At 65.6% G+C, this 20,501-nt stretch carries 27 protein-coding genes and 1 pseudogene; 9 read left to right on the top strand and 19 right to left on the bottom strand.

Annotated features, from left to right (window positions below; genetic code table 11):
* Positions 1-2: 2 nt before the first annotated feature.
* Both QZY44_RS17810 and QZY44_RS17805 read right to left on the bottom strand, forming a co-directional pair.
* A complete protein-coding gene (locus QZY44_RS17810; protein ID WP_295449187.1) occupies positions 3-632 on the bottom strand; it encodes an EF-hand domain-containing protein in 630 nt (209 codons plus the stop codon).
* A 105-nt stretch (positions 633-737) separates the two neighbouring features.
* Complete coding sequence (locus QZY44_RS17805) at positions 738-1,718, bottom strand: LysR family transcriptional regulator (RefSeq protein WP_295449185.1); 981 nt, start codon at positions 1,716-1,718, stop codon at positions 738-740.
* A 99-nt stretch (positions 1,719-1,817) separates the two neighbouring features.
* On the opposite strand from QZY44_RS17805, the gene QZY44_RS17800 reads away from it, so the two are divergent.
* Together QZY44_RS17800 and QZY44_RS17795 are read left to right on the top strand one after the other, a co-directional pair.
* Complete coding sequence (locus QZY44_RS17800; RefSeq protein ID WP_295449182.1) at positions 1,818-2,894, top strand: efflux RND transporter periplasmic adaptor subunit; 1,077 nt, start codon at positions 1,818-1,820, stop codon at positions 2,892-2,894.
* A complete protein-coding gene (locus QZY44_RS17795; protein WP_295449179.1) occupies positions 2,891-5,965 on the top strand; it encodes an efflux RND transporter permease subunit in 3,075 nt (1,024 codons plus the stop codon). The genes QZY44_RS17800 and QZY44_RS17795 overlap by 4 nt, the downstream gene beginning before the upstream one ends.
* Positions 5,966-6,068: 103 nt before the next feature.
* Here the strand turns inward: QZY44_RS17795 and QZY44_RS17790 are convergent, their stop codons facing one another.
* From QZY44_RS17790 to QZY44_RS17770, 5 genes are all read right to left on the bottom strand, one after another.
* Positions 6,069-6,239 carry a hypothetical protein gene (locus QZY44_RS17790; RefSeq protein ID WP_295449176.1) on the bottom strand — a complete coding sequence of 57 codons (171 nt, stop codon included), beginning with the start codon at positions 6,237-6,239 and terminating at the stop codon, positions 6,069-6,071.
* 12 nt (positions 6,240-6,251) lie between these two features.
* On the bottom strand, positions 6,252-6,497 hold the full coding sequence (locus QZY44_RS17785; protein ID WP_295449224.1) for a type II toxin-antitoxin system YhaV family toxin: 246 nt from the start codon (positions 6,495-6,497) through the stop codon (positions 6,252-6,254).
* Between the two features lie 87 nt (positions 6,498-6,584).
* Positions 6,585-6,773, bottom strand: coding sequence for a hypothetical protein (locus tag QZY44_RS17780; RefSeq protein WP_295449173.1), 189 nt, complete (start codon positions 6,771-6,773; stop codon positions 6,585-6,587).
* Positions 6,752-7,912, bottom strand: a complete 1,161-nt coding sequence (locus QZY44_RS17775) for an acyltransferase (protein WP_295449170.1) — start codon at positions 7,910-7,912, stop codon at positions 6,752-6,754. Before QZY44_RS17775 ends, QZY44_RS17780 begins: the two co-directional genes overlap by 22 nt.
* Positions 7,902-8,270 carry a GDSL-type esterase/lipase family protein gene (locus QZY44_RS17770; protein ID WP_295449168.1) on the bottom strand — a complete coding sequence of 123 codons (369 nt, stop codon included), beginning with the start codon at positions 8,268-8,270 and terminating at the stop codon, positions 7,902-7,904. Before QZY44_RS17770 ends, QZY44_RS17775 begins: the two co-directional genes overlap by 11 nt.
* A 238-nt stretch (positions 8,271-8,508) precedes the next feature.
* On the opposite strand from QZY44_RS17770, the gene QZY44_RS17765 reads away from it, so the two are divergent.
* Positions 8,509-8,721 (top strand): hypothetical protein, encoded by a 213-nt coding sequence (locus QZY44_RS17765; protein WP_295449165.1) that lies wholly within the window; start codon positions 8,509-8,511, stop codon positions 8,719-8,721.
* 15 nt (positions 8,722-8,736) lie between these two features.
* Here QZY44_RS17765 and QZY44_RS17760 read toward each other — a convergent pair whose 3' ends face one another.
* The 5 genes and pseudogenes from QZY44_RS17760 to QZY44_RS17740 all read right to left on the bottom strand — a co-directional run bounded on the left by QZY44_RS17760 (position 8,737) and on the right by QZY44_RS17740 (position 10,998).
* A complete protein-coding gene (locus QZY44_RS17760) occupies positions 8,737-8,961 on the bottom strand; it encodes a hypothetical protein (RefSeq protein ID WP_295449163.1) in 225 nt (74 codons plus the stop codon).
* A 21-nt stretch (positions 8,962-8,982) separates the two neighbouring features.
* Positions 8,983-9,372, bottom strand: coding sequence for an acyltransferase family protein (locus QZY44_RS17755; RefSeq protein ID WP_295449160.1), 390 nt, complete (start codon positions 9,370-9,372; stop codon positions 8,983-8,985).
* The gene (locus QZY44_RS17750; RefSeq protein WP_295449157.1) at positions 9,362-10,009 is read right to left on the bottom strand and encodes an SGNH/GDSL hydrolase family protein; all 648 of its coding nucleotides are present in this window, start codon (positions 10,007-10,009) and stop codon (positions 9,362-9,364) included. The genes QZY44_RS17755 and QZY44_RS17750 overlap by 11 nt, the downstream gene beginning before the upstream one ends.
* 31 nt (positions 10,010-10,040) lie before the next feature.
* Positions 10,041-10,127: pseudogene (locus tag QZY44_RS17745) on the bottom strand (DUF433 domain-containing protein); the annotation flags it as partial.
* 1 nt (position 10,128) lies between these two features.
* Positions 10,129-10,998: a class I SAM-dependent methyltransferase gene (locus QZY44_RS17740; RefSeq protein WP_295449154.1), complete on the bottom strand. Its 870-nt coding sequence runs from the start codon at positions 10,996-10,998 to the stop codon at positions 10,129-10,131.
* 196 nt (positions 10,999-11,194) lie between these two features.
* Between QZY44_RS17740 and QZY44_RS17735 the strand changes: the two genes are divergently transcribed.
* The 6 genes from QZY44_RS17735 (at position 11,195) to QZY44_RS17710 (ending at position 15,850) form a co-directional block, all read left to right on the top strand.
* Entirely contained in the window at positions 11,195-11,464 is a 270-nt protein-coding gene (locus QZY44_RS17735) for a type II toxin-antitoxin system prevent-host-death family antitoxin (RefSeq protein WP_295449151.1), read from the top strand.
* Positions 11,464-11,901 carry a type II toxin-antitoxin system VapC family toxin gene (locus tag QZY44_RS17730; protein ID WP_295449148.1) on the top strand — a complete coding sequence of 146 codons (438 nt, stop codon included), beginning with the start codon at positions 11,464-11,466 and terminating at the stop codon, positions 11,899-11,901. The genes QZY44_RS17735 and QZY44_RS17730 overlap by 1 nt, the downstream gene beginning before the upstream one ends.
* A 223-nt stretch (positions 11,902-12,124) precedes the next feature.
* The gene (locus QZY44_RS17725) at positions 12,125-12,586 is read left to right on the top strand and encodes a hypothetical protein (RefSeq protein WP_295449144.1); all 462 of its coding nucleotides are present in this window, start codon (positions 12,125-12,127) and stop codon (positions 12,584-12,586) included.
* A gap of 67 nt (positions 12,587-12,653) precedes the next feature.
* Positions 12,654-13,730, top strand: coding sequence for an alkene reductase (locus QZY44_RS17720; protein WP_295449141.1), 1,077 nt, complete (start codon positions 12,654-12,656; stop codon positions 13,728-13,730).
* A gap of 75 nt (positions 13,731-13,805) precedes the next feature.
* Positions 13,806-14,513 (top strand): response regulator transcription factor, encoded by a 708-nt coding sequence (locus QZY44_RS17715; RefSeq protein WP_295449138.1) that lies wholly within the window; start codon positions 13,806-13,808, stop codon positions 14,511-14,513.
* Positions 14,514-14,524: 11 nt separating this feature from the next.
* Positions 14,525-15,850: an ATP-binding protein gene (locus tag QZY44_RS17710; protein WP_295449135.1), complete on the top strand. Its 1,326-nt coding sequence runs from the start codon at positions 14,525-14,527 to the stop codon at positions 15,848-15,850.
* Positions 15,851-15,904: 54 nt separating this feature from the next.
* Here QZY44_RS17710 and QZY44_RS17705 read toward each other — a convergent pair whose 3' ends face one another.
* The 7 genes from QZY44_RS17705 to QZY44_RS17680 form a co-directional block, all read right to left on the bottom strand.
* Positions 15,905-17,269, bottom strand: a complete 1,365-nt coding sequence (locus tag QZY44_RS17705) for an NAD-dependent succinate-semialdehyde dehydrogenase (protein ID WP_295449133.1) — start codon at positions 17,267-17,269, stop codon at positions 15,905-15,907.
* Between the two features lie 561 nt (positions 17,270-17,830).
* Positions 17,831-18,748: an ADP-ribosylglycohydrolase family protein gene (locus QZY44_RS17700; protein ID WP_295449130.1), complete on the bottom strand. Its 918-nt coding sequence runs from the start codon at positions 18,746-18,748 to the stop codon at positions 17,831-17,833.
* A 49-nt stretch (positions 18,749-18,797) separates the two neighbouring features.
* A complete protein-coding gene (locus QZY44_RS17695; RefSeq protein ID WP_295449127.1) occupies positions 18,798-19,202 on the bottom strand; it encodes a hypothetical protein in 405 nt (134 codons plus the stop codon).
* A gap of 7 nt (positions 19,203-19,209) precedes the next feature.
* Positions 19,210-19,431: a type II toxin-antitoxin system HicB family antitoxin gene (locus QZY44_RS17690; protein WP_295449125.1), complete on the bottom strand. Its 222-nt coding sequence runs from the start codon at positions 19,429-19,431 to the stop codon at positions 19,210-19,212.
* Between the two features lie 4 nt (positions 19,432-19,435).
* Complete coding sequence (locus QZY44_RS35855; RefSeq protein WP_365304752.1) at positions 19,436-19,915, bottom strand: type II toxin-antitoxin system PemK/MazF family toxin; 480 nt, start codon at positions 19,913-19,915, stop codon at positions 19,436-19,438.
* Positions 19,912-20,130, bottom strand: a complete 219-nt coding sequence (locus QZY44_RS17685) for a hypothetical protein (RefSeq protein WP_295449121.1) — start codon at positions 20,128-20,130, stop codon at positions 19,912-19,914. Before QZY44_RS17685 ends, QZY44_RS35855 begins: the two co-directional genes overlap by 4 nt.
* 133 nt (positions 20,131-20,263) lie before the next feature.
* Positions 20,264-20,501, bottom strand: a 238-nt coding sequence (locus QZY44_RS17680; protein WP_295449118.1) for a hypothetical protein, incomplete at its 5' end; no start/stop codon positions are given.

Below are 20,501 nucleotides of genomic sequence, written 5' to 3'. Positions count from 1 at the left end.
ACTCAGGGCTGTGTCATCATCTGCTGGCGATGCGCGGCCTGTCCGGCGGCAAACTCCTCTGGAGTCACCCGACCATTGCCGTCGGTGTCGATGGTACTGAACGCGGGTGCCTTGCCGGCATTGCGCATTGGATACCCCTGGGCCGCCCGCTCCGCCATGCGCTTGGCGCGGGCTTGCGTGAATTCAGCCTCGGTCAGGGTGCCGTCGCCGTTGAGATCGAACTCCGCGAAGGCCGGCATGCCGCGCCCCATACCCATGCCCCTGCCGGGTCCGCCGCCCATACCACCGCCCATCCCCGGACGGCCCTGCATACGCGCCTGGCGCCCGGCCTGGAACTCCTCCGGGGTCAATTGGCCGTCACCGTTCTGATCGAAGTCGGCGAAGATCGCCGCCGTGGCCGCACCAGGCGTGGGTGCGCCCTGGGCCGCGCGGGCGGCCATGTGGGCGGCATGACCGGTCGCGAACTCCGGCCCGGTCACGATCCCGTCGCCGTTCTTATCCATGTCGGCGAAGCTCATGGGACCGGGTGCTGCCGGGGCCTGCGCCAACAGGGCGCCAGGCAGTAATACGCACGCCAGGGCGAGGGTTAAGCCCCTGGTAATGGCTCGGGTTTGGTGTCTGCGGGTGTTCATGATGATGCCTCTCAAAGCGTGCCTCGGTAGAGTGCCTCGGTGTTGACGATGCCCATTCTCTACCTGTCCTGTAGCAACGCCTTGTCAGCGGCGTAGCGCTTTGTATCAGTTTGTAACAGCGGGTCTGCGCAGCGCCTGGATGCTCGCCGGCATGTGTACAAGCAAGTAGTCGATCAGGCTGCGGACCGAGGGCAACATGCCGCGTGGGCTGGGATAGAGCAGGTAGATGTGGTGCATCGTTGTCGTCCAGTCCGGGAGCACCTGCGCCAACTGGCCGGTGCGGATGGCGGCCGCCGCGACCGGCTCCGGCAGCAAGGCAATCCCCACTCCGTGGATGGCTGCCTCCAGCAACAGACGCATGTCGTTGGCGACCAGGCGCGGTGCGATCTGCACGACCACCTGCTGTGCCCCAGGTCCGTTCAGCTCCCAGCGCACCTTCCCCTCGAACAACTCCGGCGGCCGGCCAAGGGTATCGCACCCCGCCAGGGCTTGCGGCCCGCTGGGTGGGTCGATCCGCCCGAGATAGGCCGGACTGGCCACCAGGATGCGACGGGCGCTGCCCAGCGGCTTGGCCACCAGGCCCGGCGACTCATCGATCTCACGCCTGGCGCGCAGGACCAGATCGACGCGCTCCTCGATCAGGTTCACCTCGCGGTCCGTGGCGTCCAGGATCAGATCGACCTTGGGATGCTGGGCCAGAAACCCCGGCAGGATCGGTGCCAGGTAGCTTTGCGCCATCATCTGGGCGCAGCTCATCCGCACCGTCCCGGCGGGCTCGCGGCGCAGATCGGCGATGCTCTCATAGGCGACGCGGGCGCCCGCCACCGCCGCCACGCAGTGGTCATAGAACCGCTGGCCGGCCTCGGTCAGGGCAATGCTGCGCGTGGAGCGTTGCAGCAGACGGGCCCCCAGACGCTGTTCCAGGGCGGCCACCCGGCGACTCAGCCGGGTCTTTTCGACCCCGGTCGCGCGCGCGGCGGCCGAGAAGCCGTGGTGCTCCACCACGGACGCGAAATAGACCAGGTCGTTGAAGTCGTCCACGGGAGATTGGTGCTCCAATGCAACAGTGTTGGGCGGTTTTGCCATCTTATCACCGGACTGCTGCACCAGTATCCTGTTCCTGCGGCCATCGCTTGTCGTTGACCCTGGCCACAACTGACTCCCTGCAACTTGGAGAAAGGCCCCATGCGCCTGTTTGTACTCATGCTCGCGGCAAGCATGCCGATGCTGACGGGTTGCAATGATGCCCCCGCGCCGAAGTCCGCCGGCGCCTTGCCGCCGTTCGTCAGGACGGTGGCCGTGACCGGGGGTGCGGGACAGACCCTGGGGCTGTCGGGGACGGTGCGCGCCCGGGTGGAGTCCCCGCTGGCCTTTCAGGTCGGGGGGCGGATCGCCAGTCGGTCGGTGGATGCCGGGCAATCGGTGAAGACCGGGCAGGTCCTGTTCGAGCTGGACCGGCGCGACCTGGAGCAGTCGGTGGCCTCCGCCGAGGCCGACCTGGCGGGCGCCGAGGCGGGGTTGGCGACGGCCGACGCGGAACTGGCGCGCCACCGCCAGATGCGGGAAAAGCGCTTCACCAGCGCCCAGGAACTGGAGCGGGCCGAACTCGCCCGCCGCGAGGCCCAGACCCGCCGCGATGCCGCCACCGCCCGGGCGGCCCAGGCGCGCAATGCACTGGGGTACGGGCGCCTGCAGGCGCCGACCGCCGGGGTGCTGATCGACGTGACCGGCGAACCCGGCCAGGTGGTGGCCGCCGGCCAGGCCGTGGCCACCCTCGCCAAGGCCGGGGAGCGCGAGGTCGAGGTCTGGTTCCCCGAAGGTGTGACCCCACCGGCGGGCGGGGAGGCCGTGCCGGCGGACGGCGCCGTCCTGCCCCTGCGGTTGCGCGAGACGGCCGGAGCGGCGGATCCGCAGGGCCGGACCCGCCGTGCCCGTTATACGGTACTGGATCGCCAGGAGGTCCTGGTGCTGGGCGCGGTGCTGCGCGCCCGCTTTGCCGGAGGGGAGGCGGGCGAGGGGGCGGGCGAAGGCACGGCCGGGGCGGACTTTGCGGTACCCATCGCCGCCATCGACGAGCGCGGCCAGGGTCCGCGCGTCTGGCGCTTCCAGGATGGCGGGGTCAAGCCGGTCCCGGTCGCGATTCTGTCGCTCGACAGCGAGTCCGCCCGCATCCGTGGGCCACTGGCCGCCGGGGAGCGCATCGTGGCCCTGGGCACCCACCTACTCACCGAAGAAATGCAGGTCCGGGAGCTTAAGCCATGAGCTTCCCCAATCTGTCCGCGCTGGCCGTGCGCGAGCGCGCCGTCACGCTGTTCTTTCTGATCCTGGCGGTGCTCTTCGGCCTCTATGCCTTCCTGGCGCTGGGACGGGCGGAAGACCCCGCGTTCTCGGTCAGGGTCATGGTGGTCACGGCGCTCTGGCCCGGTGCCACGCCCGAGGAGTTGCAGACCCAGGTGGTGGACCGGCTGGAGAAGCGCATCCAGGAGGTGGAGCACCTCTACCGGATCGAGACCACCATCCGACCCGGACTGGCCAACCTGCAGGTCGAGTTTCTGGACTCCACCCCCCAGGCGCGGCTGCCCGAGCTCTTCTACCAGGTGCGCAAGCGGATGCAGGACGAGGCGCCCAAGCTGCCGGCCGGGGTGGTCGGACCCATCGTCAACGACGACTTCTCGGACGTCTATTTCAGCCTGATCGCGCTCACCGCCTCGGGACTGCCCATGCGCCAGTTGACCCGCGATGCCGAGTCGATCCGCGACCGCCTCCAGCGCGTGCCCGGCGTGCGCAAGGCACTGGTGCTGGGCGAGCGCACGGAGCGGGTCTATGTGGAATTTGACACGGCACGGCTCATCAATCTGGGCATCGCGCCGGAGACGATCTTCGCGGCCATCGCGGCCAACAACCGCCTGCTGCCGGCTGGCCGCCTGGAGACCGACGGTCCGTGGCTGCATATGCGCCTCGATGCCGACCTGTCCGACCCGACGCAACTGGCCGGGGTGCCGATACGGATCGGCAACCGGGTACTCAAGCTCTCGGATATCGCCAGTGTCCGGCGCGGTTATGAGGACCCGCCCAGCTACCTGGCGCGCGCGCGCGGACAGGATGCGGTCCTGCTGGGTGTGGTGATGAACAAGGGCGAGAACGGTCTGAAGCTGGGCGAGCGACTCGCGGCCTTCCTTAATGCGGAGACCGCGGCCCTGCCGCTCGGGATGTCGCTGACGGTCCTGACCAATCAGACGGAGGCGATCCGGGGGGCGGTCGAGCTGTTCCAGATCAAGTTCCTGGTGGCGGTCGCCGTGGTGGTGGCGGTGAGCATGCTGGCCATCGGGCTGCGTGCCGGGCTCATCGTCGGCATCGCCGTACCGCTGACGCTCGGTCTGACCTTCCTGGTGATGTTGCTGCTCAACATCAATCTCGACCGCATCACCCTGGGTGCACTCATCATCGCCCTGGGCCTGCTGGTGGACGACGCCATCATCGCGGTGGAGATGATGCTGGTGAAGATGGAGAACGGCTGGAATCGCGTCACGGCGGCCGGCCATGCCTGGACGGTCACGGCCGCCCCCATGCTGTTCGGGACCCTGGTGACCGTCGCCGGGTTCTTCCCCATCGGCTTCGCGCAATCCGGCGTCGGCGAATACGCCGGCAACATCTTCTGGGTGCTGGCCATTGCGCTGCCGATGTCCTGGCTGGTGGCGGTGGTGTTCGTGCCTTATCTCGGCGTCAAGCTGCTGCCGGAGGTCAGGCAGGCCGAAGCGCATAGCCATCAGAACCTGTACCAAACGCCCGCCAACCGCCGCCTGCGCCGGCTGATCGCCGGGTGCGTGCGCTGGCGTAAGACGGTGGTCGCGGCCACGCTCGGCCTGCTGGTCCTCGCGATCGTCGGCATGGCGGTGCTGGTGCAGAAGCAGTTCTTCCCGCGCTCGGACCGGCCGGAGGTCCTGGTCAGCGTCTATCTGCCGCAAGGCAGCAGCATCGCCGCCGCCGACCGGACCATGAAAAAGATCGTGGCCATCCTGAGCCCACTGCCCGAGGTCAAATCGCTGTCGGCCTATGTCGGGGCCGGGGCGCCGCGCTTCTTCATCTCTGCGAGCCCCGAGCCGCCCAACCCGGCCTTCGCCCAGGCCATCGCCGTGGCCCGGGATGCCCAGGCGCGCGACCGCGTGATGGCGACGCTCAAGCATCACATCGAACAAGGCGACTTTCCCGAGGCGCGGGTGCGGGTGTACCGGCTGCTCTACGGCCCCCCGGTCCTCTGGCCCGTGAGCTTCCGCGTCATCGGTCCCGATCCGCTGCTTCTGCGGGCCATCGCCCACCAGGTCCGCACGGTGATGGCCGCCGATCCGCGGGTGCTCGACCCGCACCTGGAGTGGGACGAACGCGCCCCGACCCCGCACCTGGCGATGGATGTGGAGCGCCTGCAGCTGCTGGGACTCACGCCCCAGGACGTGGCCGAGCAACTCCAGTTCCAACTCGACGGTGCCCTGGTGACCCAGGTGCGCCAGGACATCCGCTCCGTCGACGTGATTGCGCGCGGCGCCCGGGCTGGGGGCCGGTTCGATGCCGAGCGGCTGGGCGCCCTGGAGGTCCTGACCCGCGATGGCCGCAAATTGCCGGCCAGTCAGCTCGGTCGGATCCAGATCCGCTTCGAGGACCCGGTGATCAAACGCTACAACCGCGAGCCCTTCGTGGCGGTTCAGGGTGACGTTCAGGGTGCCCAGCCCAATGAGGTGACGGCGGCCCTGTGGGCGGCACTCGCGCCGGTGCGTACACAATTGCCGCCGGGCTATCGCATTGATATCTCGGGTGCGGTGGAGGAATCGGGCAAAGCCGATGCCTCTATCCAGACGCTGCAGCCGGTGATGTTGGCCTTCATGCTGATCTTCATCATGCTCCAGATGCGCTCATTCGCCGGGACCTTCATGGTCGTGGCCACCGCCCCCCTGGGCCTGATCGGTGCGGTGCTCGCGCTCGTCCTCTTCAACCAGCCCTTCGGCTTCGTGGCCCTGCTGGGCCTCACGGGGCTTGCCGGCATCCTGATGCGCAACACGCTGATCCTGACCCAGCAGGTGTCCGACAACTTCGAGGAGGGCATGACACCCTTCGCGGGGGTGGTGGAGGCGGCGGTGAGCCGCGCCCGCCCCGTGGTACTAACCGCCATCGCCGCCGTGCTCGCCTTCGTGCCGCTCACCCACGACACCTTCTGGGGGCCGCTGGCCTATGTGCTGATCGGCGGCGTGGCGGTGGGGACGGCGATCACGCTGCTCTTTGTGCCGGCACTCTATGCGCTGTGGTTCCGATTGCCGAGATCCGACACGCCTATACAGGCCTGATCGACATTCGCGGGTCGATGCCCTCCCCTCGTGACACCGCTCCAGCGGTGTCACGCCTGTGTCAGGCGCTCTGCGCCGGGAGTATCGATAGCCGGAATGATGATCAAGGCCGCTCGCGGCGTTGCTCATGGAACAACATACGCTTGCGCCAACCGATCTTCCCGAGATCGGCGACGAGCGCCAAGTCCAAGAGGTCTTGACGGGGCGACGGGAACTCGACATCCGCCAACTGCGCGCTCGGGCAACGGTTCGGCGTGTCGCCCGGAACATTCATCTGAACCCCTGCTTAACGCAATACGCTGGGCGTTTTCAAGCCTTTGCTCGTCGTGGCCACCACTCGCCGAAATCTGCCGGATTCCTCCCACGCCTCGGCAAGCAGCCGATCCCAGTCGTCCGGCGGGTGGCCGCTCTGCAGCGTCTTGCGGAAGACCCGGCAGGCATCGTCCACGGTGCCGTAGGCGCGCTTGGTCTCTTCGTCATTCACCCAGGCCAAGACGATTACCCTGCTGGGTACTGGCGCCCGGCCCTTGATGTCCCAGCCTTCATGCAGCAGCCCTGCGATAAGGGCCTGGCGATCGACCCCGTCGGGCAGCGGGGTTGCGCACCGGCACGCCGTCGATCAGGTGCTCATCGACGCCGGCTCTGGTTCACAGGGTCCCCAGGTCAGCAGCCGCGCCTGGACCGCACCGCGCTTGGTGTAGTAGGTCACGAGCGACCGCTGCAAGAATGCGCTGGGGCCGCGGATCGCGCGCGGGGAGACCCAGCCGCGGTCCTGCATGGGTTCCTCTAGCAGTCGACGGGGGCGCATCGCGGCGGTTCCGGCCCGATCGCGGGTGCCGCCGCGCGCCCGGGCGCGGAGGCGGGGCACCGGAGCCGCTTGGCGACGCACCGCCCGAGGACGATGCTCGGGCCTTCGAGGTAACGGTGCACCAGCGCCGCGAGCCCCAGCCCGAGGCCCAGGATCACCGCGAAGCGGATGAGCTGCAACCCGATCGCCGTGGGCGCGAGGGGGGTGGTCAGGTGCTTCAGGCCCTCAATGATGAGGGGGTGAGCCAGATAGAGTCCATAGGAGAGCGCGCCCAGCCGGACCGACCAGCGCGGGATCGGCAACAGCCCGGTCTGTTCGACCGCCAGCGCGCCGAACAGCAGCAAGACGGCGGGTAGCCCCCGCCACACCAGGCTGAAGGGGGCATAGACAATGACCAGCGACAGGCAGAACGCGGTCACGCCGACGGCCAGCAGCCAGCCGGCGATGGCGGGTGTCAGCCGCTCACGCGTCTTGGCAAAGAGCCAGGCGGTGGCGCAGCCGAGCAGGAATTCCAGGATCAGCGGATTGGCGATCATACGCCAGTAGACGCCGGCGAAGGGATAGGAATGCGCCGGGTCGAGGTCGATATAGCCAAAGCGCACCGCGGGCACGACCAGGGTTGTGAAGAACAGTACCGCGGCCACGATCACGAGTGCCCGGCGTCCCGCGAACAGGGCGCCCATGCACACAGCGTAGAAGAAGACTTCGTAATTGAGTGACCAGCCCACAAAGAGCGCGGGGGAGCCGTACAAGGGGGCAGACTGGGCGTCCGTCGGCAGGAAGGCCAGGGATGTCATTAAGCCGGTCCACCCCAGCGGGTTGAACAAAGAGACGTAGACCGCCGACAGCAGCCAGTACACCGGAGCCACCCGAAAGAAGCGGCGGACGGCGAATTCGAGCGGCCCCTCAGGGGCCGCGCGCCCCAGCACGGCGATCCATGCGATGATGAAGCCGCTGATTACAAAGAAGATGTCCACCCCGGCATTGCCGCGCTGCACGACGTGCTCGGTCACCCAGTCGAACACCGGCAGCCCCGGCACCGTGAGTTCCAGCTCGGAGTGGAGCATCACGACCAGCAGGGCGGCCAGGCCGCGCAGGGCCTGGATGCTGTCGAGCATCGGCTGCGTTTTACCAGCCATAATCGAGCGCCTTCGCAAACGCACAGGCCAGGATGACGTGCTGCTCAGTCAGGAGCCGGGCATCGAACTGCCGCCACACATCGTTGATCGCGATCATGATGGACAGCCAATCCGGCCGCAGGGCAACCACGTCCGTGGACCAGCCTGCGGCGAGATCGCGCACGGTATTGCCGCTCACCCCCCGATTGACGACCCGAATGCGCCGCTCCGGGTGGGTGGCGGTGAGATAGGCGTTGACCACCCCGACATCGCCGGCACCCGGTCCGTCCACGATCGCTTCGCCGACGGGACGGGCGCGGTTCCAATCGGTGATCGAGTCGCCGATCATCAGCAGTTTGGCGTGCAGCTGGATTTTCATGATCATCTCCCCTGGTTGCCCCTGTGATACTCAGTGGCCTTTGTCTGTGATTGCAGAGGGGGCAGGGTGACAAAAGCCAAGAGCCGGAGCGAACGAACAGACACCGGTAATCCCGGACGCGCTAACGGCCCCTGGCTGGAACGGCTCCGCCCTGCGCGCGCCGCCCTGGCCACTTGAGCCCGCGCCCTGCCCAGGCCACAATCCGCATCCAGTCGCCCCGCCCGCGACACACCCCGGGATGAGCCCAATGCCCGCGCGGCCGCTGCCGGATCGCTTCAAGGTCGCCTTCTCCTTTGCCGGGGAGCAGCGGGAACTGGTGCATGCCGTCGCCGGCGCGGTCGAGGCGCGTCTCGGCGTCGGGAGCGTCTTCTACGACGGCTGTGGACTTCTGCGAGCCGCCGACCTGCGCCGAGCTGGAGCGCCGGCTCGCCGCCGCCCGCGCAGCCAATAGCGCCAGGGGCACCCCCTACCGCATCGTCCACTGCGACGGCCATGTCATGCGCCCGTAGGCGCAGGTGAAGGGATAGGACTGCGCCGAGTCGAAGTCGAGATAGCCAAAGCGCACCGCGGGCAAGACCAGGGTCGTGTAGACCAGTGCGGCGGCCACGATCACGAGTGCCCGGCGTCCCGCGAACAAGGCGCCCATGCACAAGACGTAGAAGAAGACTTCGTACTTGAGCGACCAGCCCACAAAGAGTACGGGGAAGCCGTACTAGGGGGCAGACCGGGGGTCCGTCGGCAGGAAGGACATGGAGGTCATGAATTCCGTCCAGCCCCGTGGGTTGAACAAATAGACGTAGACGGCCGACAGCAGCCAGTACACCGGAGCCACCCGAAAGAAGCGGCGGACGGCGAACTCGAGCGGCGCCTCGGGTGCCGCACGCCCCAGTACGGCGATCCAGGCGATGATGAAACCGCTGATCACGAAGAACACGTCCACCCCGGCAGTGCCCCGCTGGATAACATGCTTCGTCACCCAGTCGAACACCGGCAGCCCCGGCACCGCGAGCGCTAACTCGGAGTGGAGCACCACGACCTGCAGGGCGGCCAGGCCGCGCAGGGCCTGGATGCTGTGGAGGACCGGCTGCGTTTTACCAGCCACAATCCAGGGCACTCACAAAGGCACGGGCCAGGACGACGTGCCCGACCAGGCTCGGATGGATGCGGTCGGATGCCAGGGCGATGGGATGCGAGTGCGCCGTGGCCTGGTCGAATGCCGCCTGGGTGTCCACCAGGACCGCGTCGTAGCGCCCGGCCAATTGGCGCACGACCGCCCCGTACCGGTCCATCAGTGCCCGCATGGGGTCCGCCCGATTGGGTTCGATGAAATAGGGTGTCATGAGCACCAAGCCCTGCAGCCCGGGACGCACGGCATCGATCAGGGCTTGCAGCGTCTGGGCGTACTCATCCAGGGTGACGTGCTGCTCGGTCAGGAGCTGGGCGTCGAATTGCCGCCAGACATCGTTGATGCCGATCATGATGGACAGCCAATCCGGCTTCAGGGCGACCACGTCGGTGGACCAGCGTCCAGCGAGATCGCGTACGGTATTGCCGCTCACCCCCATATTGACGACCCGAATGCGCCGCTCCGGGTGGGTGGCGGTAAGGTAGGCGTTGACCACCCCGACATAGCCGGCACCCAGCCCGTCCCCGATTGCTTCGCCGACGGGACGGACGCGGTTCCAATCGGTGATCGAGTCGCCGATCATCAGGAGTTTCGCATGCGGCTGGATTTTCATGGTCGTGGCCCTCTGGTTGGGAGATAGTGCCGACGGCGATCCGAATGCCCCGGATGCAGGGCGTACCGCCCATCACCCGGGGGTCGATGGTGATTCGCTCAAGGTCTGGGACGTTCATGCTATGTGACCGCCTCGGTACTTGGCTTACGCGCCACTGCCAGGACGTAATCGAACGCTGCATACTGTTCCTCGGGAATGCGGCCAAGCAGCCATCCCACGGGACCAAGCCGCCGGCGCAGCTCGGGGTCCTGCGCCAAGGCGCGGTGCCAGCCCGGGAATACCTGCTCGCGGATCGAGTCCACCTGCACCGACTCGAACCCGGCGGCGGCGAGCTTGGCGGCGTAGACAGCGCGCGGGTAGACATTGGCCTGCGGCACCGCGAGCGCGGCGCGGGCAACGCCGCCCATGAACGCCTGCAACGGGTGCCGCCACGGATCGAGATCGGGCCCGGTCGGGATCGAGTCGGCGAGCACCAGGCGCCCGCCCGGGCGCAGCAGGCGGGCGGCCTCGGCGAAAAAGTCCTCGCGGGTATCGAAATGGAAGGCGCACTCGACCGCGGTGACCACGTCGCAACAGGCGTCGGGTAGGCCGGTCGCGGTGGCCGAGCCTTCGCGCAAATCGATCCGGTCCTCCAGGCCGAGCTTGCGGACGCGCTCCCGGGCGAGGCGCACCTGTTCAGGCGTGATGTTGATGCCGATGATCCGCCGCGGGGCAAAGCGCCGCGTCCAGTAAATGTCCTGCTCGGCGAACCCGAAGCCGACATCCACCACCTCGTCGTCACTGCTCATGCAGGCGGTACGGCCGACCAGCTCGACCATCGCCTCGCAGGCCTCGTCGATGGTCCGCGCCCCGTCCCAGTAGCCCAGGTTCAGGTACAACCCCTGCTCGCTAAAGGCGTGGGTCGACGCCAGCCGGTAAAGCCAGCGCACCGGCAGGGTCGGGATGCTCATCCCGCCACTGCCACAGCATTCACGTTTGGATTCGCTCACGGAAACCTCCTTCGATGTGGTCCTGCGTTACGCCTTCACTACAGGTACAGGTTGCCCTCCCTGACGGGAAAGGGACCGGGTAAGCAGGTTTGTGGCTGGGAGATTAGCACGGATGTCACCGCTGCGCTGAAATGAGGTCACACTGCTCACCGATACACCGTACAATGTGACTACACTGCATCCTGAAGCGACCACCATGTCCATCGCCGTTCGTGAACTGAAGGCCAACCTGTCCCGGGTACTGCTGCGCGCCCAGGCGGGGGAGGTCATTGAGGTCACCTCGCACAACCGACCGATCGCGCGCATCGTCGGCATTCCGGCGCAGGCCGGAGACGGCGGGCTGCGCGGCCTGATCGCCACGGGCGCCTTGTCCTGGAGCGGCGGCAAACCCCGCTTGGCGCCGCCCCTGGATCTCGCGGAGGGTATAAAGCCGGTTGGCCGGATGGTGTTGGAGGATCGCGGTTGATGCTGTTCTGCGACACCTCCGCGCTGGTCAAGCTGTACCTGCGGGAGGATGGGAGCGACCTGATGATGGCGCTGGCGGCGGCGGCTTCCGCCATCGCGGTCTGCCGGATCGCCTGGGCCGAGACTATGGCGGCCGTGGCGCGCCGCGTGTGCGAGAGCCCGGCGGATGCTGAGGGGATCGAGGCGGTACGCAAGCGTCTTTGTCGCGACTGGCCCGATTATGCGATCGTCGAGGTAACGCAACCCGTGGTGGAGTTGGCCAGCGACTATGCCGATCTCTTTGCCTTGCGCGCCTATGACAGTGTGCAACTGGCCGCCGCCCGCCTGTTGCATGAAGCGGCCGGGGAGGAAGTGCAGTTCGCCTGTTTCAATACCCGTCTGGAAAAGGCCGCCAAGGTGCTGGGGATGGTGACTTTGGCAAGGGATGCTCCAAGATGAGGCGGCCGCGGCCGCTTGCGAGGTCGCGTCGCGGCTGAAGCCGCTCCCACCGGGTCCCTGCCTGAGTTTCACGGATTGGTGCCATGGCGCAACAGTCTTTGGTGATTTTGCCGTCTTATCACCACGCTGATGCAGCAGTACCCTGATCCTCAGACCAGCGCCGTCCTCATGCGGATCGGGTCAACCACTGACCACGCGCAGCCAAGCCCCCCAGGAGCATCCAGTGGAAAACCAACAGGCCCTTGAGATCCTTGCCTTCACCGACCCGGACGGTTCTGCCGAGCGGGCCTTCCGCGCGGACCTGGAGCTGACCCGCCAATTCGGGGTACGCGGTTTTCCGACCGTTAATCTGCGCTTTGGTGAACGCGCACTGTTGCTGAGGGGTTACCAGAATTTTGAGGCCATGCAGGCGGTCATCGAGACGCTAAGCGAGGGCGCTCTGCAGTGGCGGGCACCGACACCGGACGCCGACAACCTGCTGGGTTTCCTGCGCAGCTTCGGCCGGGCGGCACCGGTCGAGCTGGCCAGGGTCTTTGACCTGTCCGCCATCGACCTGGAACGGCTCCTCGCCGGCCTGGAGGCGGCCGGGACGATCCGCCGGGTGGCCGCGGGCAACGGCTGCTTCTGGGCGCCCCTGGACTCGCGCCTCGCCTGCGATCCGGTCACCGGCCTGTGCGCGGTCTGATCGGGTGCCCCGCGACGACCTCAAACCCCTATTATCTCTGAACGCTTTCGTCTTTCTGGAGAACCCCATGCTCTTTGAACCCGTTCGTATCCGCTCACTGCAACTGCACAACCGCATTGTCATGGCGCCGATGACGCGCAGTCGCGCCATTGACGCCAATACCCCAAACGCACTGATGGCGGAACACTACGCCCAGCGCGCCTCGGCCGGTCTGATCATCACCGAGGCGACCTCGCCCTCGCCCAACGGGCTCGGCTATCCCCGCATCCCGGGGCTTTACACGGCCGAGCATGTCCGCGGCTGGCAGCTGACCACCGACGCGGTGCATGCCAAGGGCGGGAAGATCGTCATGCAGTTGTGCCATACCGGGCGCGTCGCCCATGTGGCGAATCTACCCGCGGGCGCGCAGGTACTGGGTCCCGTCGCCGGTGTCTGCCCGGGGGAGATGTACACCGACGTGCTGGGCCTGCAACCCTTTAGCCCCACCCGGGCGATGACCGAGGCCGATATTGCGCAGGCCGTGGCGGAGTTCGCCCACTCGGCGGGGCTCGCGATGGATGCCGGGTTCGATGGCGTGGAACTGCACGGGGCGAACGGTTACCTGATCGAGCAATTCCTCAACCCCAACGTGAATCAGCGCACCGATGGTTACGGGGGCAGCATCGAGGGTCGCAACCGGTTCGCGATTGAGGTGGTGCAGGCGGTGGCGGCGGCGATCGACGCGGACAAGGTCGGCATCCGCCTCTCGCCCTACGGGGTCTTGAACGGCACCGGGGCCTTTGCGGACGTCGAAGATCAGTACGTCGCGTTGTGCCAGGCACTGTCGCCACTCGGGCTGCTCTACCTGCATATCCCCGACCACGCGTCGATGGGTACCCCGCCCGTGCCGGAGGAACTGAAGGTGCAACTGCGCAGCCGCTTCGACGGCCCCTTCATCCTGGCCGGCGGTTTCGATCGGGCCACCGCGGAGGCGGCGCTTGCCGAACACCGGGCCGACCTCATCGCCTTCGGCCGTCCCTTCCTGGCCAATCCGGACTTGGTTGAACGGCTGCGCGCCGGGGCGGCGTTGAACGCCCCCGACATGGCAACCTTTTACACACCGGGCGCCCAGGGCTACACCGACTATCCGGCGCTGGAGTCTTGAGCCGGCAATCCCTTGCACTGCCGTAGACCCGGCAGTGCCCGGTCGTCCCGTCTCAATCTCGGCTAAGATGACGGCATGACCCCCGCTGCCCGCATCCTGGTGGTTGACGATGATCCCGCACTGCGGGACTTGCTGTGCGCCTATCTCACCGATACCGGCTTTGCCGTGGACCTGGCCGGCGACGGGGACGCAATGCGCCGCGCCATGCAACTGGCCATGCCGGACGCCATCGTCCTGGACCTGATGCTGCCCAACGAGGACGGCCTGGCCCTCACCCGCGAGCTGCGGACACACTCTGCCGTGCCGATCCTGATGCTGTCGGCCCGCGGCGAGGAGATCGACCGGGTGGTCGGTCTTGAACTGGGCGCCGACGACTACCTGGCCAAGCCCTTCAGCCCGCGGGAGCTGCTGGCCCGCCTGCGCGCACTGTTACGGCGGTCGCAGGGCATGGGGCCGGCACCGGAGCCGGAGGGCGAGCGCTTCGGCCCCTATCGGCTCGACCGGGCGGCCCGCCGGCTGCTGCGTGCCGATCAGGACCTGGGCCTGTCCGGCGCCGAATACGACCTGCTCAAGGTCTTCATCGAGCGGCCCAACCGGGTGCTGTCCCGCGACCTGCTGCTGGATCTCCTCAAGGGCTATGAGCGCGACCCCTATGACCGCACCGTGGACATCCGGGTGGCGCGCCTGCGGCGCAAGATCGAGCCCGACCCCGCCAACCCGGTCTATGTCCGCACCGTGCGCGGCGCCGGCTATCTGTTCAATCCGCGCGGCGCCGACTCCTAGGGCCGGCCGTAATGTCCTGGACCTTAAGCCTGCGCCAGCAAAACGCGCTGCGGCTCGCCCTGATCTTCGTCCTGTTCACTGTGCTGACGACGGCTGCGGTGGTCTTTCTGCTCATGCAACCCCTGGCCAAGCGGGCGACCAGCGATCTGGCCGGACTCATGGTGCTCGCCGCCCAGACCTGGGGCGAACTGCCGCCGGACACCCGCCCGGCCTTCGAGCGGGAGCTCGCGACCGCCCATGGGCTGACGCTGGCTGCAGCGCCACCGGCGGGGGCCACGCAGACCGCCTGGCACGGCATCTATGTGCGGGAACTGGAGACGCAACTGGCGCAACGCACCGGGAAACCCTTGGGCTTGGCGACCGTCGAGGCCGGTGCGGAGCCCTGGTTGTGGGCCGGTCTGCCGGTGGGCGGGCGGACCCTGTGGTTGGGATTTCCGCGCAGCCGCGTCGGCCCCCAGCCGTTGGCCGCCGCACTGCTGACCCTGTCCGCCGCGCTCATCCTGGCAGGGCTTGCCGCCTGGTGGCTCGGCCGCAGCACGGTGGCACCGCTCAAGGGTCTCTCTGCCGCCGCGGCCGTCCTCGGCCGGGGCGCGACCCCGGGACTTCTACCCGAGACCGGACCACGCGAGCTGGCCGCCCTGGCCCGTCGCTTCAACCAGTTGGCCCGTCAGGTCCACGACCTGCTGGAGGCACGCACCACCCTGCTGGCGGGTCTGTCGCACGACCTGCGCACCCCGCTGGCACGGATGCGCCTCGCGCTCGAGATGATGGAGCGCCGCCCCGACCCGACCTGGATCGAGCGGCTGGAAACCGATGTTGAGGAGATGAACCACCTGGTGGGGGATGTGCTTGAGCTGGCCCGCGGCCTGGACGGCGAGGCCGCGGTGCCGGTGGACCTGGGCAGCCTGCTGGAGACCCTGGCCGGCCACGCCTGGGAGGCCGGGGCCGAGGTCGCGGTGAAGTGTCCAGACCTGCGGATCAGCGCCCCGCCCGCGGCACTGCGGCGGGTGCTCGGCAACCTCCTGGCCAATGCCCAACGTTACGCCGGCGATGGACCGATCGAACTGCGCGCGAAGTCTCGCGACGGCGCCTGCCTCATCGGCGTCATCGACCGGGGGCCGGGCATCCCGCAGGACCAGATCGAGGCGGTGTTCCGCCCCTTCCACCGGGTGGATGCCTCCCGCAGCCCGGCCACCGGAGGCACTGGGCTGGGGCTGGCCATTGTGCGCCAACTGGCTCAGGCGAACGGCTGGCAGGTCTGGTTGGAGAACTGTCGCGGCGGTGGCTTGGCGGCCTGGGTGAGCGTGCCGACTGACATCGGCGAGCCAACACATTAGGTAGCAAACCGCTCTCGTCACGCGAACAGGCAGTATTGCGTTATACCGCTCCCGCTAGCTGATCCACACCGTCTTGGTATTGGTGAATTCCAAAATACCATGGCGAGACAATTCGCGCCCCAAGCCTGACTCCTTGCAGCCGCCGAACGGCAGACGGGGATCGCTTTGCACCATCGCGTTGACGAACGCCACGCCGCACTGCAATTCCCGGACGATGCGTTCACCGCGGGCGCGGTTTGGAGTCCAGACGCTCCCGCCCAGGCCAAAGCGGGACTGATTGGCCAACTGTACCGCCTCCCCCTCGTCGCGCGCCCGCACCACCACCGCGACCGGGCCGAACAACTCCTCATCAAAGGCGGGCATGCCGGGGCGGACTTGATCCAATAGCGAGGCCTGATAGAAATACCCAGGTCCAGCAATGGGAGCGCATCCGGCCAGGACCTTGGCACCGGCGTCCAGGCTGGCCTGGACCTGGCCGTGCAAGGTATCGCGCAAGTCCGCGCGGGCCAGTGGGGCCAGGCGGGTGGCCGCATCCTGTGGATCGCCATGCCGTAAGGTCTCAATCCGCCCCAACAGCAGCTCCACAAAGGCATCGGCAATGGTATCGACGACGATAAAGCGCTTGGCCGAGATGCAGCTTTGTCCGGCATTGAGGAAGCGGGCGGCAACCGCCTTTTCCACTGTCGCTGCCAGATCGGCATCCTCCAAGACGATAAAGGGGTCCGAGCCGCCCAATTCGAACACCGCCTTTTTCAGATTGGCCCCGGCCAGTTGCGCCACCGCCCGGCCGGCGCGGACACTGCCGGTCAAGGTCACGCCCTGGATGCGTGGGTCCGCCAGCAATGCGGGGACGGCATCCACCCCGATCGGCAGATTCTGGTAGGCCCCTGCCGGGAAACCCGCGCCGTGAAATAGACGCTCAATCGCCAAGGCGCAGCCCATCACCGACGGGGCATGCTTGACCAGTACCGTGTTGCCCGCCAGCAAAATCGGCACGGCCGCACGGAAGACCTGCCAGAACGGGAAATTCCACGGCATGATCGCAAGGATGGTGCCCAGCGGCTCATGTGTCACGTAGCTTGCAGCCGCTTCAGTGTCGATGGCTTCATCGGCGAGGAATTGCGCGCCATGGTCGGCAAAATAGTCACAGACCCGCGCGCAGCGGTCGATTTCTCCCCGAGACTCGGCGATGAGCTTACCCATTTCCAGCGTCATCAAACAGGCGTGGCCATCGCGCTGCGCCCGCAATCCGTCGGCAAGCCTGCGCAAGCAGGCCGCGCGATCCCCAAGAGACACGCCGGACCAGTTGGCCTGAGCCAGCGAGAGTCCTGCTAATGCGGACTCCAACCTGTCGCTGTCCCAGCCCGCATAGAGCTGAAGCACTTCACCGGTAGCGGGATTGACGGTCGTGAACGTCATAGCGTCCGATGAGTGAGCGCCGGCATTTGGTATCATGGCTTGATGTCCCCAAAGAAAGATAATAAACCCTCTACCCTCGTGACACCGCTCAAGCGGTGTCACGCCTGTGGCAGGCGCTGGGCGCCGCGTGCGCCGATGGCCCGCACTGCGATCAAGACCAGTCCATCCCTCTGGTTTTCCGGACTGACAAACATATTTTCCGGCGAACGCCACTATTCGCCGACCGAAAAGAAACCTGCCACACCGTCAGGCCGGGCTTGCTCATCGTTCCGGCCAGCGACGTCCCGCCCCCAACCGGTCGAGGCTCTAGCCGGTGGCGGTTTCCGACCCATCCAAGAGAAATCAGCGGCGCCTACACGCCGGACCGGCTAACGACCATGGCGTCCGCACCACCCCGAAAGATGAAAGTGGCGGGCGCCTTGGCCGTTCCCCTCCCCGGCCCTCCCCCAATAGGGGAGGGAGAAGCGAAGCGCGCTCCCGGCGCGACTTTCACGGTAAAGCCTCGACCGCCAGTGGCCGGGACGACGATCAAAGCCGTCAGGCAAGCCAGATTTGCGACGTTCAGATAAAACAAGGGGCCAAGCGTTTCCTATAAAGGTCTATTGCAACCCGTTTTAATCGATCCTTTTCTTCGATTGGAAGATTCTCCAATGTCACTGAGCCATTGGCCGCACCCCAGATAGCCCCTGCCATTGCCCCAATCGTATCAACATCACCGCCAAGTGAAATAATAAACCCCATCATCTCGCCGAAGCTGGAACCCATGAACCTGGTGGCTGCGTAAATTGCCGTCACCACGGAATCCTGTGCGGTCATCCCATTTCCCAATACCTTTGCAACCGCTCCTCTTGCTATTTCCGACTTGCTATCTATCCAACCTCTTGCAAGCCCTATCTTCCTCAAGAAAACAGGAGAAGCGCAGTGCTCCTGCAACAAACGCCACATTTCCGGACAGTCTCGACTCTGAAGAGCAAAATGAACCGCTATCGAAATTGCCAACGCCCCTTGAATTGCCAGCGGATGCGAGTGAGTGATTTCCGCCGCTTTCTTTGTTTCTGCAACCAGTCGCTCAAAGTCATTGTAGAAAAAGAGTGATACCGGCGCGCTTCGCATCGCGGCGCCATTGCCAAACGAGCCGTCCTTGAAAATCCTGATGCGCGCCTCGCGCCAGTGAACTCCGCTTTTGATCAGCTTCAGCTGTCTGGCCGTGCCCGGACCATAACCCCTGCTCCAAGCATAGCTGCCGGCAAATACTTCAGCCAACCTGTCCTGGTCAATCTCTCGGTACCGTAGCAATACATTCGCAACATCGAGCGACATTTGAGTGTCATCCGTCCATCTTGGCGAATGGTCGCGCACCCTGCCGATGAGTTTCCAAAGCGATCGCTCTATCAGGCCACCTTCAAATGGCGCGCCAATCGCATCCCCCAACGCCAGCCCAAGAATGCAACCTTGATATTGATCGACCGAGGCGTTCATTTGATGCTGCTGGGAATGTGAGCCTGTCAGCGGCGGCCACGTGTAACGGCTAAGTGTTAGGACGGCGATTCTTGAACGCCCAGCAGGAGATGCCGCCGCAGACAAGTGCTGATACATAAAGTAGCCACGCGCCAGTTTGTACGAGCATGTAGGTTCCTGCGACAACCCCAATAGCGAACGCCGTGAGTGCAATGTTGAACGCCCGCATCGGCGCAACGAGCGCGGGAAGGGCAACAACCAAAGCACCGGCCACCCCCGACCCAACCGCAAACGCGAAGAGATGGAGCAAATGAGACCAAGGCGCATAGCACATACCCGACACCACGTATCCGATCGGGCAAGTCTTCTCGCCAGCCTCGTAGATCAGCAGTCCAATCAACAGGCCGAGATACCAACCCGCTACGCCGGAAGGCAAAACCAGCAGCCACCGAGCTACCCGCATAGCTGAGCCCATTCGCTGATCAGGCCGCTTTCTGAGGCAGTGCTAAAGGCAGCGGTAACTGTCGGCCCATATTGGAGCAGGCTTGCAGCCAGGAATCCATGGCATCCTGCATTTCGCGGATTGCGTCTAAAGGCGTATCACCTGCTGCGCTGGACCACGGCAAATCCGGTGCGGTACAAAGATAAGCCTGGTCGCCCTCGCTCCAGAACGTCTCAATCAGATAAGGCTGCAAATTTTTCAATACGTTACCTGGCTTCCGTAATGGCATCAACTGGGTATGTTGGGGTTCGTCCCTCACCCCAACCTACCGCCCTAAAGCGACGCGCGCCCACGACGAACCTATCGGATAGTACGAACCCTGAATGGCGCACGCTCGCTATTGAGCGGGCTTGCTGGGCGAATTCGATCTCAAGAGCCGCGGAAAGTGCCTGTGCGAGTTCGTGAAGTTTCTGCCTTGAGAGAGTCCCGACATAGTCTGTAAGAACGACTTTTGGTAAGCTCACAAGATCGTCGCAGTGGATGCTGGACGGGTGTTTCAGGCCTTCCTCTACGCCGACCAATACCTGTGTGCTTAGGCCGTGGAACGATGTGTATACCGGCGCACAAATTACAGTAGAAAAGCGCGACTCAATGAGAACTTGCCTACTCACCACGGCAAAGACGCGAAATCTTTTCGGGTCGCGTCCGGATGGGTGCGGGACCCGGTAGAGATCGCCCCTAATCAAGGCAGCACCTGGTAGCCTAATACATCTTCTGCTTCGCGATTTAATTCGTCCGCGTTCCGGTTGAGTATGTCAAGCTCTGATTCTGCTGCACTGTGGGCGGAGAAATACTCTCGGAAAATCCGCTCGACAAGCTCTACCCGCCGTTCCGGATGAGGTGCGCGCCGATAGAACTCGCTGGCAATCTCATCTGGCATTTCAATTTGTACGCTAGTCATCGCAATCCCCCAATCGGGTGTATCATCGCAGAAAAAGCAGCGACCTAGTCCGAAAAAGGGTTCTGACCCCTTTTCGGACCCTTTTCGGGACCCCTTTTCGTCGCATGCCGTTGCGTATCCAGTTCAGCGAGGGTCAGCCGTCCGCCCCGTAGACGACATGAGCCTTGTCTTTCTTCTCGTCGAGCGTGAAGATGAACGAACGGTGTGAGCCGCGGACGGTGTGGCTCTTGAATCGCTCCTTCGCTGCCAGATCTGGCCAAGGAAAAAGCCAGATTCGATCGATAGAGTAGTCGTCATGCAAGTGAACGAACAGAAGGTGCGTTGGGCATTGTGGCCCATCAAGTTTCGGTATCGCGCTGGTTCTTTTCCAT

It is taken from the genome of uncultured Thiodictyon sp. (assembly GCA_903837595.1).
Lineage (GTDB): Bacteria > Pseudomonadota > Gammaproteobacteria > Chromatiales > Chromatiaceae > Thiodictyon.
Note: the sequence above shows the minus strand (reverse complement) of the source record. Positions and strands in the feature narration are given on the sequence as shown.

Excerpts from the sequence above, each read along its gene's own strand:
- QZY44_RS17800 (WP_295449182.1), top strand. The coding sequence starts at position 1,818 with ATGCGCCTGTTTGTACTCATGCTCGCGGCAAGCATGCCGATGCTGACG.
- QZY44_RS17780 (WP_295449173.1), bottom strand. The coding sequence starts at position 6,773 with ATGCGCCCCCGTCGACTGCTAGAGGAACCCATGCAGGACCGCGGCTGG.
- QZY44_RS17765 (WP_295449165.1), top strand. The coding sequence starts at position 8,509 with ATGAGCCCAATGCCCGCGCGGCCGCTGCCGGATCGCTTCAAGGTCGCC.
- QZY44_RS17685 (WP_295449121.1), bottom strand. The coding sequence starts at position 20,130 with ATGACTAGCGTACAAATTGAAATGCCAGATGAGATTGCCAGCGAGTTC.
- QZY44_RS17720 (WP_295449141.1), top strand. The coding sequence starts at position 12,654 with ATGCTCTTTGAACCCGTTCGTATCCGCTCACTGCAACTGCACAACCGC.
- QZY44_RS17750 (WP_295449157.1), bottom strand. The coding sequence starts at position 10,009 with ATGAAAATCCAGCCGCATGCGAAACTCCTGATGATCGGCGACTCGATC.
- QZY44_RS17795 (WP_295449179.1), top strand. The coding sequence starts at position 2,891 with ATGAGCTTCCCCAATCTGTCCGCGCTGGCCGTGCGCGAGCGCGCCGTC.
- QZY44_RS17805 (WP_295449185.1), bottom strand. The coding sequence starts at position 1,718 with ATGGCAAAACCGCCCAACACTGTTGCATTGGAGCACCAATCTCCCGTG.
- QZY44_RS17700 (WP_295449130.1), bottom strand. The coding sequence starts at position 18,748 with ATGAACGCCTCGGTCGATCAATATCAAGGTTGCATTCTTGGGCTGGCG.
- QZY44_RS17810 (WP_295449187.1), bottom strand. The coding sequence starts at position 632 with ATGAACACCCGCAGACACCAAACCCGAGCCATTACCAGGGGCTTAACC.
- QZY44_RS17770 (WP_295449168.1), bottom strand. The coding sequence starts at position 8,270 with ATGAAAATCCAGCTGCACGCCAAACTGCTGATGATCGGCGACTCGATC.
- QZY44_RS17715 (WP_295449138.1), top strand. The coding sequence starts at position 13,806 with ATGACCCCCGCTGCCCGCATCCTGGTGGTTGACGATGATCCCGCACTG.
- QZY44_RS17775 (WP_295449170.1), bottom strand. The coding sequence starts at position 7,912 with ATGGCTGGTAAAACGCAGCCGATGCTCGACAGCATCCAGGCCCTGCGC.
- QZY44_RS17705 (WP_295449133.1), bottom strand. The coding sequence starts at position 17,269 with ATGACGTTCACGACCGTCAATCCCGCTACCGGTGAAGTGCTTCAGCTC.
- QZY44_RS17735 (WP_295449151.1), top strand. The coding sequence starts at position 11,195 with ATGTCCATCGCCGTTCGTGAACTGAAGGCCAACCTGTCCCGGGTACTG.
- QZY44_RS17790 (WP_295449176.1), bottom strand. The coding sequence starts at position 6,239 with ATGAATGTTCCGGGCGACACGCCGAACCGTTGCCCGAGCGCGCAGTTG.
- QZY44_RS17730 (WP_295449148.1), top strand. The coding sequence starts at position 11,464 with ATGCTGTTCTGCGACACCTCCGCGCTGGTCAAGCTGTACCTGCGGGAG.
- QZY44_RS17695 (WP_295449127.1), bottom strand. The coding sequence starts at position 19,202 with ATGGGCTCAGCTATGCGGGTAGCTCGGTGGCTGCTGGTTTTGCCTTCC.
- QZY44_RS17710 (WP_295449135.1), top strand. The coding sequence starts at position 14,525 with ATGTCCTGGACCTTAAGCCTGCGCCAGCAAAACGCGCTGCGGCTCGCC.